Annotated in this window: 17 protein-coding genes; 7 read left to right on the top strand and 10 right to left on the bottom strand. The window is 63.6% G+C overall.

Going from position 1 to position 17,398, the window contains the following annotated elements; translation table 11 throughout:
• The first annotated feature begins 16 nt into the window (after positions 1-16).
• The 3 genes from J2Y48_RS10220 (at position 17) to J2Y48_RS10210 (ending at position 4,242) form a co-directional block, all read left to right on the top strand.
• Positions 17-2,101 carry a BTAD domain-containing putative transcriptional regulator gene (locus tag J2Y48_RS10220; protein WP_405030201.1) on the top strand — a complete coding sequence of 695 codons (2,085 nt, stop codon included), beginning with the start codon at positions 17-19 and terminating at the stop codon, positions 2,099-2,101.
• Between the two features lie 13 nt (positions 2,102-2,114).
• Positions 2,115-2,897, top strand: coding sequence for a transporter substrate-binding domain-containing protein (locus J2Y48_RS10215; protein WP_310416662.1), 783 nt, complete (start codon positions 2,115-2,117; stop codon positions 2,895-2,897).
• A gap of 103 nt (positions 2,898-3,000) precedes the next feature.
• Positions 3,001-4,242 carry a YcaO-like family protein gene (locus J2Y48_RS10210; protein WP_310416659.1) on the top strand — a complete coding sequence of 414 codons (1,242 nt, stop codon included), beginning with the start codon at positions 3,001-3,003 and terminating at the stop codon, positions 4,240-4,242.
• A 23-nt stretch (positions 4,243-4,265) separates the two neighbouring features.
• Here J2Y48_RS10210 and J2Y48_RS10205 read toward each other — a convergent pair whose 3' ends face one another.
• The gene (locus J2Y48_RS10205; protein WP_310416657.1) at positions 4,266-4,688 is read right to left on the bottom strand and encodes a hypothetical protein; all 423 of its coding nucleotides are present in this window, start codon (positions 4,686-4,688) and stop codon (positions 4,266-4,268) included.
• A 28-nt stretch (positions 4,689-4,716) separates the two neighbouring features.
• Complete coding sequence (locus tag J2Y48_RS10200; RefSeq protein WP_310416654.1) at positions 4,717-6,174, bottom strand: hypothetical protein; 1,458 nt, start codon at positions 6,172-6,174, stop codon at positions 4,717-4,719.
• A 441-nt stretch (positions 6,175-6,615) separates the two neighbouring features.
• Between J2Y48_RS10200 and J2Y48_RS10195 the strand changes: the two genes are divergently transcribed.
• A complete protein-coding gene (locus J2Y48_RS10195) occupies positions 6,616-7,233 on the top strand; it encodes a hypothetical protein (RefSeq protein ID WP_310416651.1) in 618 nt (205 codons plus the stop codon).
• Between the two features lie 16 nt (positions 7,234-7,249).
• Here the strand turns inward: J2Y48_RS10195 and J2Y48_RS10190 are convergent, their stop codons facing one another.
• Positions 7,250-7,891 carry an alpha/beta family hydrolase gene (locus J2Y48_RS10190; protein ID WP_310416648.1) on the bottom strand — a complete coding sequence of 214 codons (642 nt, stop codon included), beginning with the start codon at positions 7,889-7,891 and terminating at the stop codon, positions 7,250-7,252.
• A 264-nt stretch (positions 7,892-8,155) separates the two neighbouring features.
• Between J2Y48_RS10190 and J2Y48_RS10185 the strand changes: the two genes are divergently transcribed.
• From J2Y48_RS10185 to J2Y48_RS10175, 3 genes are all read left to right on the top strand, one after another.
• Positions 8,156-8,704 carry a threonine transporter gene (locus tag J2Y48_RS10185; protein ID WP_310416643.1) on the top strand — a complete coding sequence of 183 codons (549 nt, stop codon included), beginning with the start codon at positions 8,156-8,158 and terminating at the stop codon, positions 8,702-8,704.
• A 164-nt stretch (positions 8,705-8,868) separates the two neighbouring features.
• Entirely contained in the window at positions 8,869-9,819 is a 951-nt protein-coding gene (locus J2Y48_RS10180) for a formylglycine-generating enzyme family protein (RefSeq protein WP_310416641.1), read from the top strand.
• 82 nt (positions 9,820-9,901) lie between these two features.
• Entirely contained in the window at positions 9,902-10,405 is a 504-nt protein-coding gene (locus J2Y48_RS10175; protein ID WP_310416638.1) for a heme-degrading domain-containing protein, read from the top strand.
• A 3-nt stretch (positions 10,406-10,408) separates the two neighbouring features.
• Here the strand turns inward: J2Y48_RS10175 and J2Y48_RS10170 are convergent, their stop codons facing one another.
• From J2Y48_RS10170 to J2Y48_RS10140, 7 genes are all read right to left on the bottom strand, one after another.
• Positions 10,409-10,687, bottom strand: coding sequence for a hypothetical protein (locus tag J2Y48_RS10170; RefSeq protein ID WP_310416636.1), 279 nt, complete (start codon positions 10,685-10,687; stop codon positions 10,409-10,411).
• 214 nt (positions 10,688-10,901) lie between these two features.
• Complete coding sequence (locus J2Y48_RS10165; RefSeq protein WP_310416634.1) at positions 10,902-11,660, bottom strand: ABC transporter ATP-binding protein; 759 nt, start codon at positions 11,658-11,660, stop codon at positions 10,902-10,904.
• Positions 11,657-12,490: an ABC transporter ATP-binding protein gene (locus tag J2Y48_RS10160; RefSeq protein WP_310416631.1), complete on the bottom strand. Its 834-nt coding sequence runs from the start codon at positions 12,488-12,490 to the stop codon at positions 11,657-11,659. Before J2Y48_RS10160 ends, J2Y48_RS10165 begins: the two co-directional genes overlap by 4 nt.
• Positions 12,487-13,407, bottom strand: a complete 921-nt coding sequence (nikC, locus tag J2Y48_RS10155) for a nickel transporter permease (protein WP_405030200.1) — start codon at positions 13,405-13,407, stop codon at positions 12,487-12,489. The genes J2Y48_RS10160 and nikC overlap by 4 nt, the downstream gene beginning before the upstream one ends.
• 5 nt (positions 13,408-13,412) lie before the next feature.
• Positions 13,413-14,471: an ABC transporter permease gene (locus J2Y48_RS10150; RefSeq protein WP_405030199.1), complete on the bottom strand. Its 1,059-nt coding sequence runs from the start codon at positions 14,469-14,471 to the stop codon at positions 13,413-13,415.
• A 24-nt stretch (positions 14,472-14,495) separates the two neighbouring features.
• Positions 14,496-16,139: an ABC transporter substrate-binding protein gene (locus J2Y48_RS10145; protein ID WP_310416624.1), complete on the bottom strand. Its 1,644-nt coding sequence runs from the start codon at positions 16,137-16,139 to the stop codon at positions 14,496-14,498.
• Positions 16,140-16,180: 41 nt separating this feature from the next.
• Complete coding sequence (locus J2Y48_RS10140; protein ID WP_310416622.1) at positions 16,181-17,233, bottom strand: dipeptidase; 1,053 nt, start codon at positions 17,231-17,233, stop codon at positions 16,181-16,183.
• Positions 17,234-17,398 lie beyond the last annotated feature (165 nt).

Raw genomic sequence — 17,398 nt, 5'->3', positions numbered from 1 at the left:
GGCGGTGTTTGACCAGGTGCATCGCCAAGTCGCCGCGACCTATCGCAGTCTCGGCCCCCAGGCCCTCAAGAATATCCCTCGCCCTGTTCTTGCCTATCAGGTCCAAGCGGGGGAGGAAAATGCGCAGGTTCGGGATGACCGACTGTTCCGCAGGCTGACGATCTCGGTCCTCGATCAGTTTTCCGTCCGGAGTTCCCTCGGTGAAGAGTTGACACCCGGTTCGCTGAAGGCACGGGCGCTGCTCGGCTATCTCGTTCTTAGCCATCGCTCTGGCGAGATGCGGGAGCGTTTGGCCGGACTTCTCTGGAGCGACCGGAACCGCATGGCGGCGCGGCACGCGCTTGCCGCTGTTCTAAAGCAGATCGGCGAGGCGTTCAGGCGAGCCGGCTCGGATGCTCTGACGAGCGGCAGCGACAAGGTCAGCGTGGCGCCCGCCGGCCTGGACGTCGACCTGCTCTCGATCAGCGAGGCGTTGGCACAAGGCTCAGTCTCGAATGCCTTGCTGGAGGGCCGTGTCTCGCCGGACGGCATACTGGCCGGGCTCGATCATGTCGATGACGTTTTCGCGTCATGGTTGCGCGTGGCAAGGCATCGCTGGCGAGAGCGCCTTGTCGAGCAACTGGAGCGATGCATCGAGCGCTTCGGCGGCGACGTGGTGTCGATGAAGCATGCCGCAACTGCGCTGCTCGCCATTGACCCAAGTCACGAGCGCGCCGCCTGCGTGCTGATGCGCGCCTATGCCTCTGAGGGGCAGGGGGCGGCGGCGCTGCGCGTCTATCGCGCGCTCGCCGACGTGCTGTCGTCCGAGTTCGGTATCGGTCCTTCCCCGGAGGCCGAGGAGATCGTCGCCGCTATCCGGTCCGGTCGCTCCGGGGCAGGCGCGATCGCGGCTCCGTCGGTCATCGCAAAGGGGCAGGCCGGCCGCTTGCCGGTCATCGAAGTCCGCCCGTTCGTTGCCCCCGACGCCATGATCGCCTCGGCCCATCTTCTGAGCGGGTTCCGTGCCGATATCATCGGGTGCCTGACCAAGTTCCGCGAATGGGTGATCATCGAGGATCAGGACAATGCGCTGGCCGAGCCGGGCAATGCGACGATCGACTACATGCTCGACGCACGCTCGCCGGTGGGCGAGGGCGTGGTGGTCGTCACGCTCATCGAGGTCAAGAGCAACCACGTCCTTTGGAGCGAGCGTTTCCCGCTGGCGCTGGAGGACTGGATCCAGACCTCGGCAGGGATTGCGCGACGGATCGCGGCGACGCTGGATATCTACCTTTCAGCCGAGCGCGTGTCTGGCAGTCACGGGCGGCGCGATCTCTCGCTCTCCGCCTACGACGCCTGGCTGCGCGGCGAGAACCTGCTGCTGCGCTGGGCCCCGGAGGCGGAAGCCGAAGCGGAAGTGTTGTTTCGTGAGGTCATCCAGACGATGCCGCAGTTCGCCCCGGCCTATTCCAGCCTCGCCAGCATCTTCAATGTCCGCCACCTGATCGTGCCGGGATTTCGTCGCGATCCACAGCTTGCGGCCGAGGCCCTCCGCCTTGCTCAGACGGCTGTGCAGCTCGATCCGCTCGAAACACGCGCCCACCTGACGCTTGCCTGGTCCTGTATCATGGCCGGCCGCTTCGAGCAGGCGGCGATCCACTATGACCTTGCCTTCGAGCTCAATCCCAACAACCCCCGCACGCTGCTTTCCTGCGCCCACGGACTTGCCTTTCTCGGTGATAGTGACAAGGCGGCGTCACTTGAGCGGCTGGCGCTGGAACTCTCGCCGGTGGTGGCTTCCTATCAATGGGGGTACATTGCCGGCATCCACTTCATCGCCGAGGACTACGCGGGGAGCGTATCGGCGGCTGAAAGAGGCGCCGGAAGCCTGCTCGACCTGCACGCGTGGCGTGCGGCTGCGCTGGCGCATCTAGGGCGGCCGCGCGAGGCGGGCGAAGCCTCGGCGGAATTCCTTGCCTCGGTGCGCCGGCAATGGGGGGACGCAGCACCGGACGATCCGGGCATCGTCTCGTGGGTGCTCCACGGTCTGCCGTTCAAGGACGAGAAGTGCAGGCAGCGGTTTGTGCATGGCCTTCGCATTGCCGGGCTGAATACCGAATAGACGGGAGGGTGAGATGAAAAGCCTGATCAGGATGATTGCACTTTCGTTCGCGCTCGTTGCCCTCGGTGTGTCGACCGTGCGCGCCGAGCCGATCAAGATCGGTATTGCTGCGGAGCCCTATCCGCCCTTCGCCTCGCTCGACGCGTCGGGCAAGTGGGTCGGCTGGGAGATCGAGTTCGTGAACGCGCTCTGCGACGAGGCGAAGCTCGACTGCGTGCTGACGCCGATCGCCTGGGACGGCATCATCCCGGCGCTCAACACCGGCAAGATCGATGTCATTGCTGCGTCGATGTCGATTACCGACGAGCGTAAGAAACTGATCGACTTTTCCGATCGCTACTATCGGTCGCCCGTGCGCATCGTCGGCCTGAAGAGCAAGAAGATGGACGCGACGCCGGCGGGGCTGAAGGGGCTGGTGCTCGGGGTCCAAGCCTCGACGACCCACGAAGACTATGCGCGCAAGCATTTCGCCGACTCTGTCGCCGAGGTGAAGATCTACCAGACGCAGGACGAGGCACAGCAGGATCTGGTCGCCGGGCGCATCGATGCCATCCAGGCCGAGGCGATCGGGCTTGATGCGTTCCTGGCGGCGGACCCGGGAAAGTCCTGCTGCGAGTTCAAGGGCGACGTTCCGGACGACCCGGAGATCCTTGGGCTGGGTGCCGGACTGGGGTTGCGCAAGGACGACGCCGCGCTGCGGCAGACCCTCAATGCGGCGATCAAGGGGATCCGCGCAAACGGCAAGTACAACGAAATCACGACGAAGTATTTTTCCTTCGACATCTATGGCGATTGAGGCGACCTGAAATTGCGCGCTGTTGTGGTGCCGTGAATCCGGCTACGATGCCGCCCTGATCCGGCCTCGCTGGTCTGGACGGTTGGCTGGCGGAGGCGATCCGATGCACGGTTCTGCGCATGACTTCATCGCAACCGCATTCGACCCGGTCCTGGTCAGCCCTGTGGATTTCCCGGTGGCCTTGAACGTGGCGCTGCCACGGGTCGCCGATAACGCGCCGCTCGAAATTCCGGCCGCGGCCACGCCCGAAAAAGGACGGATTGCCTCGGGCCGAGGCCTGACGGCCGAACAGGCGCAGGTGAGTTGCCTGGGCGAGGCGGCGGAACTCGTGTCGTCCTGCCGCTGGGGAGACGAGGCATTTCATAGCGCGTCCTATGGGATGGTGAAGGAGCGCGCCGTCCACCCGGTTTCGTTGCTGCTTGCGAGCGAAGCTCAATACGAAAAGCGGCAGGAATGGAACGCCAGGCACGGTGAATACGACTGGCTGCCGGAACGCTTCGATGAAGAAGAAATCGTCGATTGGGTTGAGGCGGTCGATCCAAATGGCGGCGCGCCGAAGCTCGTCACCGCTGCCCAAACCTATCTGGGATATGCCGAGACGGGCGAGGCGGGCGCCTTCGCCGTGGCCGACAGCAATGGCTGCGCTGCCGGCGCGGCGCTCGACGAGGCCGTGATCGCCGGATTTCTTGAACTGGTGGAACGCGACGCGATCGCGCTGTGGTGGTACGGCAAGCACGCGCGTCCAGCCGCCGATCCTGCCGAGGCCGACGCGGCGAGGGAGATCCTTGAATGGCTCGCCGACAAGGGGCGCGATTGCCATCTTCTCGACCTGACGTCCGATTTCGGCATACCCGTGCGCGCGGCGATCTCGGCCGATCGAGCCGGCGGCAGTGTTGCGATCGGTGCGAGCGCGCATTTCGATCCCGAGCGTGCGGCGACGTCGGCGTTGACGGAAATGATGCAGAGCTTGCTGTCGCTGGAGATGCGCAAGGCGATACCGACCGAGCCCGGCGATCCGTTCCAGTTCTGGCTGAATTCGGTCAGCTTTCATTCGATGCCGCACTTGTTGCCGTCGGCACGAAGCGAGGGACAGGGGAATGCGGCAATCTCTGCTTCGCTCGATGCCTGCGTGGCGCTCTGCCATGACCGCGGCCTGCGCCTGCTCATGGTCGACCTGACCCGTGCCCGCGTCGGCGTGCCGGTTGCGCGGGTTGTCGTACCGGGCCTGAGGCCGCCGCACGCCCGGTTCGCCGCGGGGCGGCTGTTCGATGTGCCAAAACAGCTAGGCTGGTGCCGAACGCCACCAGCCGTTGCAGAGTTGAACGATGTGCCGATGGCCATTTGAGCCTCGGCTTGCCGCGGCTGCGATCAGCGGCAGCGCCTCAAGAGGATCGTTCCGAGAAGGTAGGCCATTGCTTGCGGTTGGCTCGCCGCCTTGATGTTCGCGACGATGTTGGCAAGATACTGATCGTTCAGTTCCGGCTTCTGTCCCGGTTTGATCATCATGACCTTCTTTGTATTCTTGTTGTCGTCATCTCCCTTCAGCTTGAGATCATACTGGGTTCCGGCCGCGTCTGTCGCGATGAACTTGTTGCTCTGAAAAGATACGGCCCAGTCGTTGTCGCCATATGTGACGCGAACGCCACCTCCCATATTGATGAGTTTCTTGATCCACTCCTCGAAAAGCTTCGTCGGATCTATTGTGGGCGTATACAGTCCATTGAATTCTGTTGCTGCAATGATTGATCCTGCGACTTCATCGTTTCCTTGGTATACCTTGAACGTTGACATTGCCTGGTCCTTTCCTTTGTTGGGCATGTCACTGGTTTGAGAGGCCTGCGAAGGAAATCAGATCTGCAAACGTGTAGTGGTCGGCGGCCGTGGGTTTGAGGTCGGGATCGGGCTTCCACCGGGGTGCGAGGATCGAGTGCTGCGCGGCCTCGATTGCCGCATGCACGGTTTCCATGACGATGCGGCTTCCCATCGGCCCCAGCCGCATTCCGTTGTTTAAGATCGCGGCTTCCTTCAGCGTGTAGAGCAGCAGCGGCGTGCTTTCGGCGAGCGTTCTGGCGCCGCCCCGCGCCTCGCTAAGCAAGGTTCGCACGGCTTCCGGTTCGTCCTTCACGATCTGGTCGGCGGTGAGGACGGGGAAGGTCGGTCCGCCGCGATCCATGACAGCGGCCAAGACTTGCCTTGCGACCGTCTGGCCGCTACTCAAGCGCAGAGACAGACCGCGCAGCAGCGACAGCGTAGCAATGTTGGCGGACGGCAGCAGGCTGCTGGAGGCGAGCGCCGGCAGGGCGATTTCCGGTATCTGCGCCAGCGGATAGGCAAACACCGTGTCGATCCGGGAGGCGAGCAGGGGGGGCTGGCCGGATGAAGACGGCCACGGCGACAGCAACCGCTCCCACTCGGCGATCCATCGGTCGGACAGCTGTATCCGCGGCTCGTCAAGCGTGCCGTCCAGAGGTGGATCGCTGCTGTTGTAGGTGTTTTTCCAGAAGCCGAAGAGCATGGCGCCGGGATTTGCGGCATTCCAATGCTGGTAGACCGTCCGGATCATTGAATGGCCGAAACGGGCACAGGCGGCGGCGAACTCGAGTGGGATTAAAAATTCGGTGACCTGCGGATCGACATGGATGACCGAGCGCCCGTTTTGCATGACGTCGGCATAGACGACAGGATCGGTCAGGCGCGGCAGGAGGTCATGAAGGACGATTGATTGGACGTGCGTGACCGCGAGCGCTCGCGCCTGGCGCTCGGAAATGCCCGGGTATCGCGCGATAATGGCATTGTAGAAGCGGATCACGGCCATGTGCGTTTGCGCCAGCGCCAGGTTGTCGTCGTTCCGCGGGTCGGCGATCACAGACCGGCCGCTTGCGTCGCGCGGCAGGTCGCAGGGTCGGGCACCAGGTGCGGTCCGGCCGAGGGCCATCGGCGTCGCCGGCTTTGTCGGGTCTGTGGTGCCGGTCCCGAACACGCCGTCCAGATCTAGCCTGCCGGAACGGAGGTTGATCGGTTCTCGGCCTGCCTCCGCGACCATCGACGTCAGGTCGTGAAAAACGAATTGGCAGAGGTAGGTGTATCCAACGGGAATCTCGGTTTCGGCCTCGGTATCGGTGACATTGAAGCGAAACGCAGCGCCGAGTTCGCAGAGGAGGGCTGCATCGGGCAGTTCTGCTTTAGGCGTGCTGCCGAAGCAGCGCTTGAACGGCCTATGGAGGGGAGGGGCAGGTTGGTTTCCGGAGGTCGGTGCGCTCTCATGCGGTCCCGGCATTTCAATCTGTATCTGGAAAGTGAGTTTGGAAGTGCCGTGTGGGCGAGGCCCATTTCTGCGGGAGGTGGCGCCCGCATCGGCAGTCGATCCACGATGGCGCCGCGTCACCATGCCGAAGAGCCTCCCTGGCCCTGGAACACACGCGTGATCCAAAGCCGGGTACGCGCGCTTCAGCTGACTGACAACACTTGCATCTAGACTGCAATCTCTGGTTTTTCAGTCTTGCGACGAATGTCGGCTATGCTTGCGCATAATCCGGGGATCTGCACAAAGCGTGGCATGGTCGTTCGAATAACTGTTGCTGCGGCAGCGAATAAATTGTCGCCACACGGCACGCTATGATCGTAACATTCGGCGTCGCTGCTGTCGATGCGCGCATTTTCGGCCTGCAGATGCGCATCCGAACTCGAGCACGCTTCGTAGAACCCGGAGGAAAACGACTTGCCGTTGCAGAACCGTGTCACTCCGTTTGGCGAAATCGTTTCGGTTGATGCGCGCGGCATGTTCATCGGCAATCGCGGCATCATTCATGACCCGGCCACCCGCACCCTCACGGCGCGGCGATGGACGTCCAAGGCGTGGATCACCTGCACATGTGACTACAGGGGAATCCGGCGTGTCGTGATGGCGCAGCGAAGCTGGACGGAGCTGTTCTTCCTCGACGAGGCGACGGCACTTGCGGCCGGACACCGGCCCTGTTTCCTGTGTCGTCGAGTTGCTGCCGACGCGTTTCGCGGCGCCTGGAGCATCGGCAACCGTGTTGCGCCTCCGCCGGCCATAAAGATGGACGCGACCCTGCATGCCGAGCGGCTGGATCACGGTCGCAAGCGGCTGCATGCGCTTGCGGTGCCGTTGGAGGAGTTGCCCGATGGCGCCTTCGTCGCATCGGGGGCGTCTGCCTATCTCCTTGTGAACGGCCTACCATATCTGTGGGCGCCGTCCGGCTACCGACGCGTGGCGGCAGCTGGCCCTATTGACGGTGTTCTGACGCCGCCGTCGACGCTGGCGACGCTTGTGGCCGGTTACAGGCCGGTCCTGCATCCTTCCGTCGACGGTTGACCACTGGCACGGACCGTTACGTGCCGAGACTGTTCGCCCAGTTCTGCACGGTCTGAGCCATGGTGCGCAGATGGTCGGCTGTCGAAAATCCGGAGATGCTTTTTCGTGGTTTCAGGTCGTGATCACCGTCCTCCAGCCAGAGGAACCGGATGCTCTCGGAGAGACCGTAGCCGTCGACTTCATCCTTGGTCCCGAACTCGTCGCGGGTTCCCTGGCAGATGAGTGTGGGTGTCGCAAGATTGGCGAGGTGACGCGTACGAAGCGCCTCCGGCTTTGCCGGCGGGTGGAACGGGTAACCGAGGCACAGCAAGCCCGCGATCTTTCCGGTCGAATGAAGGTCGTCCGCCACCATGCTCGCCACGCGCCCACCCATCGATTTGCCGCCGATAATCAGGGGACCGGTTGTGTTGAGCTGCCCGATGGCCTCGAGGTATTCCGGCTTCAGCGTTTCGGCGCGCGGCGGCGGCTTTCGGTTGCCCGAAGTCCGCCGGGCCGCCATGTAGGCGAATTCGAAGCGCGCGATACGAAAGCCCGCGTCGGCAAGCGCGCCGGCGGCCGCTGACATGGATGCGGAGTCCATCGGAGCGCCGGCGCCATGCGCCAGCAGAATCGTGATCCCGGCGTCCTTTGGGCCATCCAGCAGAAACCTGTCATCCATTCTCTTCTCCTTGAAATCGAGCGCGAGGCGCCACATATCCTGGCCATGCCTGGAAAACGGACAAGTGTGGTATCGGCGATCGCCGAGCCGCCGGCGTTCGACAGGATAAGGGCGCTCCCCGAAAGGGTCGAGCGCCCTTTTTGTATTCGTGGCTGCCGCGCCATGCGGCCGAAGCGCACATTGTGGGGATGGTGAGCTTGCGCTAATACGATCGCATCTGGATGGGCATCCGCCCGCTCGCACAACGGCTTCGCAAACCGCATGATGACGACGTTTCTATTGACCTCCGCGGTCATCCTCATGACGCCCGGCCCGACCAACACGGTCCTGGCCGCCTCCGGTGCCGCCCGAGGGCTGCGAGAGGCCCGGCTGTTGCCGCTGGCGGAAGCGGCAGGCTATGCCTTGGCGATTTCGTTCTTTGTCTTCGTTGCGGCGATGGTGAGTGGCCTGTGGTGGGCATTGCCCGCCATGAAGATCGCGGCTTCCGCGTGGCTGGCGCTGTCGGCCGTGAGGCTCTGGTCGGCATCGCCTGATATGGTGCAGAGCGGAAGCGGCGCTTACGCGCGCGTGTTCTTCACGACGATACTGAACCCCAAGGCGATGATTGTCGGCACGATGATGATTCCGCAGACGACGGGCGATGAGGTGACGTTGAGGATCGCGTCCTTCGTGCTGCTGTCGACCTTGGCCGGGATCGGATGGGTCGCGCTTGGTTCGTCGCTTCCAGGCAGCATCAAGCGGCATTCCTACAAGGGGGCGGCCTTCATCCTTGGCGGCTTTTCCCTCGCCGCCATCACCAGCGCATTCGCCTGACCGACCTGTTCCCTCGGATGCGGCATGCCGCGCCGCCGGGCTGGTGACGCCTTGCCCGCCAGTCTGGCGAGCTTCATGATTCCGCAAGCCACTTGATCTGCCGGCCGGACTGGGCGAACCTCGTGGCTATCGCGGCATGGTGTTGGGGCGTGGAAGGTTGGCCGATGAACGATCGAGTGCAAGCCGGTCCAAAGGTGGCGTCCGCCGAAGTCTGGATCGAGGGCGGAACCTTCACGATGGGCTCCGATCACCATTATCCGGAAGAAGCGCCCTCGCACCCCGTCCGGGTCGATGGCTTCTGGATGGACGTGACACCCGTCACGAACCGCCAGTTCATGGCTTTCGTCGAGGCGACCGGATACGTCACGGTGGCGGAGCGGAGGTCTAATCCCGAGGACTATCCCGGCGCTCAGCCACACATGTTGCGGGCTGGCTCGGTCGTGTTCGAGCCGCCAAAGCGAATTTCCGGAACCGATCCGTCCCAATGGTGGAACTTCAGGTTCGGCGCCGACTGGCGCCGACCCTATGGCCGGCAGAGCAATATCCGCGGCAAGTACGACCATCCGGTGGTGCAAGTTTGCTATGCGGATGCCAAGGCCTATGCCGACTGGGCGGGCAAGGATCTGCCGACCGAAGCCGAATGGGAGTTTGCTGCCAAAGGCGGGCGCGAGGGCACGGAGTTCGCCTGGGGTGACGAACTGGTGCCGGACGGCCGCTTCATGGCGAACACCTGGCATGGGATGTTTCCGACCGAAAACCTGAAACCGGACGGCTTCGAGCGCACCTCGCCGGTCGGCAGCTTTCCACCGAACGGCTACGGCCTCAACGACATGATTGGCAACGTCTGGGAATGGACCAGCGATTACTGGTCCTCCCGCCATCCGGAGCCGGCACAGAAGAGTTGCTGCGTGCCGGTCAACCCCCGCGGCGGCGGCATCGAAGGCAGCCGCGATCCGCGCCAGCCGGATATCCTGATCGCCCGCCGGGTGGTCAAGGGCGGCTCCCATCTCTGCGCGCCGAATTACTGCCGGCGGTACAGGCCGGCAGCGCGGCATGCGCACGAGGAAAATGCCGCCACGACCCATATCGGCTTTCGCTGCATCAGGCGGCCGTGAGTGTGGTTATGCGCCCGGCCCTTGTAGGAAGGCTCATGGCGGGCTACCCAGACACCACAGATCCAGCCGAGGGGAGGCGACGATGACGGAAGATCTCAAGGGCGATATCGCGCGATTGGAGCGGCAGGAGGACCTGCTGCGTTTCAATCGCTTCGACGCGGATGCCGCATGGAAGCTCGGCGGCATCTTGCGCGAGATCGCCGTCGAGCGCGGCGCGGCGATTGCCATCGATATCTCGCTGCGCGATCGCATCCTCTTCCACTGCGTCCTTGACGGCACGACGACCGACAACGCGGAATGGATCCGCCGCAAACGCAACACCGTGCTGCGTCTCTGGCATTCCTCCTATCTCGTCGGGCGGCGACTGGCGTATTCGCACCGCGTCCAGGAAGAGGCGCACAATCTGCCGCTATCCGATTTTGCCACCCACGGCGGCGGATTTCCCATCTTCGCCGACGGACTCGGCTGTGTCGGGGCCATCACCGTTTCGGGCGTGCCACAACGCATCGACCATGCGATCGTCGTTGACGGCGCAGCGCGCTTTCTCGGTGTCGATCTGGGTGATGCACGTCTGGCGGAATCCTGACCGTCAATCGCTCAGTGTGTCTTCGACAATGATGAGGCGGTTCACCAGCAGCAGCGACCGGTCAGGTTGGATGACGTAGGTCTCCTGGACCAGATTGCCAAACTGGTCCGTGAAGCGATGGTGGAACCAACTGCCGACGGGGGATTTGCTAAGTTTCGTGCGCGGTTGTCCACCATAGGTGATGCTCCCCGGAATCGGCTCGGGATAGTTTCCCGTGCCCGCCGTCGGTGAGCAGCCTGCCAGGCATAATGAGAAGGCGCAGAGCAAAACCTGGCGTCTCATCAGCGTCGCTCCCCGCCACAGGCGGCACTACCGACATTGGCACCGATGCCGCCCGGCTGATCGAAACATATCAATCTTTGCCGTTCTGCGCTACGCGCAGCGCTTGGCGCTGCGCGTAGCGTCAACTCCTTGCCGCGTTGACCACCCTGTCAGGGTGCATGCAGCATGATGCTGCCAAAATCCTCCCGGGCAGCGCGCGTGCAGGGGAAGGGGATCAGGCCTGCTCCCTGCGGGTGAAACCGTCGCTCGCCTCGAAGAGCTTTTTGGTATAGTCGGCCTTGAAGGCATGGTCGGCCAGTGCTGTGGCCGGCAGGGTCTCGACCACGTGGCCGCCCTGCATGATCGCCAGGCGCTCGCACATGTGGTTGACGACCGCGAGGTCATGACTGACCATGACAAAGGTCAGTTTGCGGGCCTTGCGGGTCTGCTCCAGCAGGTTCAGGATTTCCGCCTGCACCGAGGCGTCGAGTGCGGATGTCGGCTCATCGAGCAGAACGATCGATGGCTCGACGATCAGCGCGCGGGCGATGGCGACGCGCTGGCGCTGGCCGCCGGAGAGCTGATGCGGATAGCGGAAACGGAAGCCCTTGCCGAGCCCGACCTCTTCCAGCGCACGGACGATGCGGTTCTCGGTGTTGTCGAAACCGTGGATTGCGAGCGGCTCCAGGAGCGCGCGGTCTATCGTCTGGCGCGGGTGCAGCGAGCCGTAGGGGTCCTGGAAGACCATCTGCACTTCGCGATAGAAGGCGCGGTCGCGCTTGCCCTGCCGCAACGCCTTGCCATCGATTGCGATTGAGCCGGCGCTGACCGGCGCCAGCCCGGCGACGGCACGCAGCAACGTCGATTTGCCGGAGCCCGACTCGCCGACGAGGCCGAAGGACTCGCCGCGCGCCACCGAGACGCTGACGTTATCGAGTGCCTTGTGCCCATGGTATTCGACGCCGAGCGCCTTGACTTCGAGCGCCGCGGTCATAGGGCCCACTCCGGTTTGCGGTCGAGAACGGGAAGCGGATGGCGATCCTGGCCGATGCGCGGCAACGAGTTCAAAAGCCCGCGTGTATAGGGATGCTGCGCGTTCGCAAGGTCGGCACTGGCGAGTTCTTCGACGATCTTGCCGGCATACATGACGATCACCCGGTCACAGAAGGTCGAGACCAGGCGCAGGTCGTGCGAGATGAAGAGCAGGCCCATGCCGCGGTCGGCGACAAGCCGGTCGAGAATGGCAAGCACTTCAAGCTGCACCGTGACGTCGAGCGCCGAGGTCGGCTCGTCGGCGATCAAAAGCTCGGGGCCGGCGACCAGCATCATTGCGATCATGGCGCGCTGGCCCATGCCGCCGGAGACCTCGTGCGGATGCAGGTCGAACACGCGCTTCGGTTCGCGGATCTGCACCGCCTCCAGCATGGCGAGCGCCCGGTCGCGGGCCTCGGCGCGCGAGACCTTCTCGTGGGTCTTCAGCGTCTCGATGATCTGGCGGCCGATGGTCATCACCGGGTTCAGCGAATATTTCGGATCCTGCAGGATCATCGCCATCTGCTTGCCGCGCAGCGAGCGGCGCTGCTTCGGGCTGGCTGTGAGAAGGTCGATGTCGTTGAACATCATCTTCTTCGCCGTGACCGTCGCCTGTGGCGGCGTCAGGCCCATGATGGCGCGGCCGGTCTGCGACTTGCCGGAACCGGACTCGCCGACAATGCCGAGCCGTTCGCGGCCGAGCTTCAGGGAGACGCCGCGCACCGCCTGGATCGGGCCGGAGCGGCCGGGGAAGGTGACGCGCAGGTCTTCGATGTCGAGGAGGGGCTTCACCGGCCTTCCTCCTTCGGATCGAGCGCGTCGCGCAGGCCGTCGCCGAGCAGGTTGAAGCCGAGGCTGACGATCAGGATCGCCGCACCCGGGGCGGCGGCAACCCACCACTGGTCAAGAATGAAGCGGCGGCCGGAGGCGATCATCGCGCCCCACTCGGGCAGCGGCGGCTGCGCACCAAGGCCGAGGAAGCCGAGGCCGGCGGCCGTGAGGATGATGCCGGCCATGTCGAGCGTGACGCGGACGATCAGCGACGGCATGCACAGCGGCATGATGTGGCGCAGCACGATCCGCATCGGCGAAGCGCCCATCAGTTGCACCGCCGAGATGTAGTCGGCATTGCGGAAGGTCATCGTTTCCGCCCGCGCGATGCGGGCATAGGGCGGCCAGGAGGTGATGGCGATCGCGAGCACGGCATTTTCGATGCCCGGGCCGAGCGCCGCAACGAAGGCGAGCGCTAGCACGAGCTTTGGAAAGGCGAGGAAGATGTCGGTGATCCGCATCAGCACCGCGTCGATCCAGCCGCCAGCATAGCCGGAAACGGTGCCGATCAGCAGCCCAACCGGGGCGGCGATGATGGCCACCAGGATGACGACGAACAGAGTCAACCGCGAGCCGTAAATGACGCGCGAAAGGATGTCGCGGCCCTGATCATCCGTACCGAACCAGTGCAGCGCACTCGGGGCCAGCAGGCGCTCGTCCTTCAGGTTGCCGATGTAGGGCGAGTAGGGCGCAAGGAGATCGGCGAACGCCGCCGTCAGCAGCAGCAGCAGCAGGATGAGAAGCCCCAGGAGCGCCAGTTTGTTTTCGCAGAAGCGCAGCCAGGTCGTGTAGGTGCGGCCGAGACGGGCCTGCGTGCGTGAGCCGGGTCGCTCCGTCATCAGCCATTCCCGCCAGCTGAGCGGGGTGGGGGAGATCATGTCGCTCATCGGGTGCGCGTCCTCGGGTCAAGTGTCCGATACAGCAGATCCGACAGAAGGTTGATGGCGATGAAGACGGAACCGATGACGATCGTCCCGCCCAGCACCGCGTTCATGTCGGCGTTCTGGAGCGAATTGGTGATGTAGAGGCCGAGGCCCGGCCACGCGAAGACCGTCTCCGTCAGCACCGAGCCCTCGAGAAGGCCGGCATAGGAGAGCGCGATCACAGTGACGAGCGGGACGGCGGCGTTGCGCAGCGCGTGCCCCCAGATGATGCGGGTCTCCGAAAGCCCCTTGGCGCGAGCGGCGACGATATATTCCTGGCTCAGTTCGTTGAGCATGAAGCTGCGGGTCATGCGGCTGATATAGGCGAGCGAGAAATAGCCGAGCAGGCCGGCGGGCAGGGCGATGTGGCGGATCAGGTCCCACAGCACGTCCCAGGCACCCTGCATCGTCGCATCGATCAAATAGAAGCCGGTCACCGGGGTGAAGGAATATTCGTAGACGACGTCGACGCGGCCCGGAAACGCCGCCCATTGCAGCTTGGCGTAGAAGACGACGAGTGACAGCAGGGCCAGCCAGAAAATCGGCACGGAATAGCCGATCAGCCCGATAACCCGGACGATCTGGTCGGCGAGGCTCCCGCGCTTGACGGCGGCAAGCACGCCGAGCGGTATGCCGAACAGTGCACCGATGATCGTGCCGAGCGTCGCGAGCTCGATCGTCGCCGGGAAGACGCGGCGGATGTCGTCCATCACCTGGTTGGTAGTGAGAACAGACGTGCCGAAATTGCCCTGCAGCGCGCCCTTCACGTAGATGAAGAACTGTTGGTAAATCGGCAGGTTGAGGCCCATCTCCTCGCGCACGCGGTCGACCACCCGCTGCGGCGCGCGGTCGCCCAGGACGGCAAGAACCGGATCGATCGGGATGACCCGGCCGATGAAGAAGGTGACGGCGAGCAGGCCAAGATAGGTGGTCACCACGATGACGAGAAAACGCACCGTGGCGAGGAACAGCGAACGGGCGCGGGCGCTTGTGCGCCCGGCCCCTGCTTGTGTTGGAATAGGAGACAAGGTTTCTCTTTCCGATCAGTCCTTGGAGACGGACCAGACGAAGTTCGTGTCGAAGGTCGGCCCCAGCTTGAATTCCTTCAGGTTGGCACGGTAACCGGCCACTTCGGTCTGCTGGAAGATGACGACGAAGGGACTGGTCTCGAGCACGGCCTTCTGCAGTTCCTCGTACATCTGGGCACGCTTGGCGCTGTCCTTCTCAAGAAGGGCAGCTTTTGTCTTCTCCGTCAGATCCGGAACGTCCCAGGCGTTGCGCCAGGCAAGCGTCTTGTTCTTTCCTTCATCCGAGTTGTCGGTGTTGGACGTGAAGGTCTCGGCGTTGGAGTTCGGATCGAAGTAGTCCATGCCCCACTGGCCGATATACATGTCGTGGTTGCGGGCGCGGTACTTCGTCAGCGTCTGCTTGCCGTCGCCCGGGATGATTTCAAGCTTCACGCCGGCTTCGCCGAGCGTCTGCTGGAAAGATTCGGCAATGCCGGACACCGGCTGGGTGTTGCGCACGTCCATGGTGACGGTGAAGCCGTCCGGAACGCCGGCCTTGGCAAGCAGTTCCTTCGCCTTGGCAACGTTCTTCTCGAAGGGGTTTTCGTCGAGTGCGCCGAGAACGCCCTTCGGCAGGAAGGTCTGGTGAACCTCGCCGATGCCCTTGATCAGGGTGGAACCGATCGCATCGTAATCGACCAGATACTTGAAGGCTTCGCGCACTTCCGGCTTGGCCAGCGTCTCGTTCTTCTGGTTGAGGCTGATGTAGTAGAGGGTCGTCTTCGGCGCGCTAGTGGCGGCGAGATCGGCGTTCTTGGCGATCGCGTCGAGATCGCCGGGATCGAGGTTGCGGGCAACATCGACGTCACCGGCTTCGAGCGCAAGCCGCTGGCCGGAGCTTTCCTTCATGTGACGGTAGATGACGCGGGCGAGCTTTGCTTTCTCACCGTTGTAGTTGTCGTTGCGCTCGAGCACGACGAGCTCGTTGGCGCGCCATTCGCGCAGCTTGAAGGGGCCCGAGCCGGCAAAGTTGGTCTTCAGCCATTCGTTGCCGAAATCCGTGTCGTACTTGTACTCATCCGTCGGCGTAACCGACTTGGCGTGCTCCGTCACGAGCTGCTTGTCGAGAACGGCGGCGACGGTTGCCGTCAGGCAGTTCAGCACGAAGCTCGGTGCATAGGGCTGGTCGACGGTGAAGACGAAGGTCAGCTCGTCGGCGGCCTTGGCTTTTTCGGTGACATTGTCGCCGTTGAGACCGAACTGGGTGAGGATGAAGGCGGGGCTCTTGTCGAGCTTGACGGCGCGCTCGAACGAGAAGGCGACGTCCTCGGCGGTGATCGGGTTGCCGGAGGCGAACTTCAGGCCGGGCTTGAGCTTGAAGGTGTAGGTCAGGCTGTCATCCGAGACCGTCCAGCTTTCGGCGAGATCGCCCTTCACCTTCGAGGTGTCGGCCGGATCGAGGCGGATAAGGAAGTCGTAGGTGTTGCCGGTCATCTCGGCGGCAGAAAATTCGAAGGCTTCGCCCGGATCCAGGGTGATGATGTCGTCGAAGGCCATCGCCTCGACCAGCGTGTCCTTGGGCGTTTCCGCAAGTGCGGCCGGCGCAGTCATCATCAGAAGCGAGAGTGCGGCGCTCGTTGCGAGCAACCTTGCGCGGCCATTCAACATTTTCATCGTCATGATCCGTTCCCTTGTTTTCCTTTAGTTTCAATACCGGGGCATCAGGCTTCGTGCCATGCCTGCCCAAGCACTCTCAGCCAGTTTTCCCGGCATATCTTTGCAAGTTCGTCGGCGCCGTATCCGGCAGCGGCTAGGGCGGCAACGAGCTTCTGGTTTCCGGCGGCGTCACGGATCTCGGCGGGAATCGTTGCTCCGTCGAAGTCCGAGCCCAGTGCCACGCAGTCAATGCCCATGCGCTCGACCATGTGGTCGACATGGCGAACCATGTCGGAAAGCGGCGTGTCCGCGCTGTCCTGGCCGTCCGCGCGCAGCATGGTGGTGGCGTAGTTGAGGCCGACGAGGCCGCGGCTCTCGCGGATTGCGTCCATCTGCCTGTCCGTGAGGTTGCGGGCGACCGGCGTCAGCGCGTGGGCATTGGAGTGGCTGGCGATCAGCGGCTGGTCCGAGGTCTTCGCCACATCCCAGAAACCCTTTTCGGTGATGTGGGAAAGATCGATCAGGATGCCGAGGCGATTGCAGGCCCGGACGAGATCGAAGCCCGCTTCGGTGAGGCCGGGGCCGGTATCGGGGCCCATCGGATAGGCGAAGGGGACGCCGTGGCCGAAAATGTTGTTGCGGCTCCAGACGGGGCCGAGCGAACGCAGGCCGGCGGCATAGAAGGTCTCGAGCGCAACCAGGTCCTTGTCGATCGCCTCGCAGCCTTCCATGTGCAGAACGGCGGCAAATTTGCCTTTCTCGATGGCGGCGCGAATATCCGCCGTCGTCCGGCACAGGGTCCAGGCGCCGGCGCAGTCGAGCCGGTAGGCGATCGCGGCCATGGCGAGCGCGATGTCGAGCGAAGGCTGCCGTTCCAACGGCGCTTCGAGCGGCGTGGCGTAGTGGCCGTTCTCTCCGGGTTGGCGGAGTTCGAAATGGCCCGAGGAGATGTAGATGGCGCAGAGGCCGCCGGCGAGCCCACCGGCGCGGGCGCGCGGGCCGTCGATGTGGCCATGGTCGGTGCCGTCCCTGAACTCTGCGACGGGATCGCTTCCGCCCTGCATGTTGTTGAGCAGCCGGAGCAGCACGTCATTGTGCCCGTCGAAGATCAGTTGCATGCGGTTACCTGTCATTAGGGTGACTGGGATTTCCATGACGGATCACGAAGGGGGAGGCCAACTTCGTCAAAGCTCCTGCGACGCGATCCGGGAAGTCCCTGTCTGGATGTATGAGAAAATGATCCTAGAACTGAAAAGCGGCGCCCCGCAAGGGCTTAAACCGGA

Origin of the sequence: Mycoplana sp. BE70 (assembly GCF_031455855.1) — a bacterium.
Classification (GTDB): domain Bacteria; phylum Pseudomonadota; class Alphaproteobacteria; order Rhizobiales; family Rhizobiaceae; genus Mycoplana.
The sequence above is the reverse complement of the archived record's forward strand: the minus strand, read 5'-3'. Positions and strand labels throughout refer to the sequence as shown.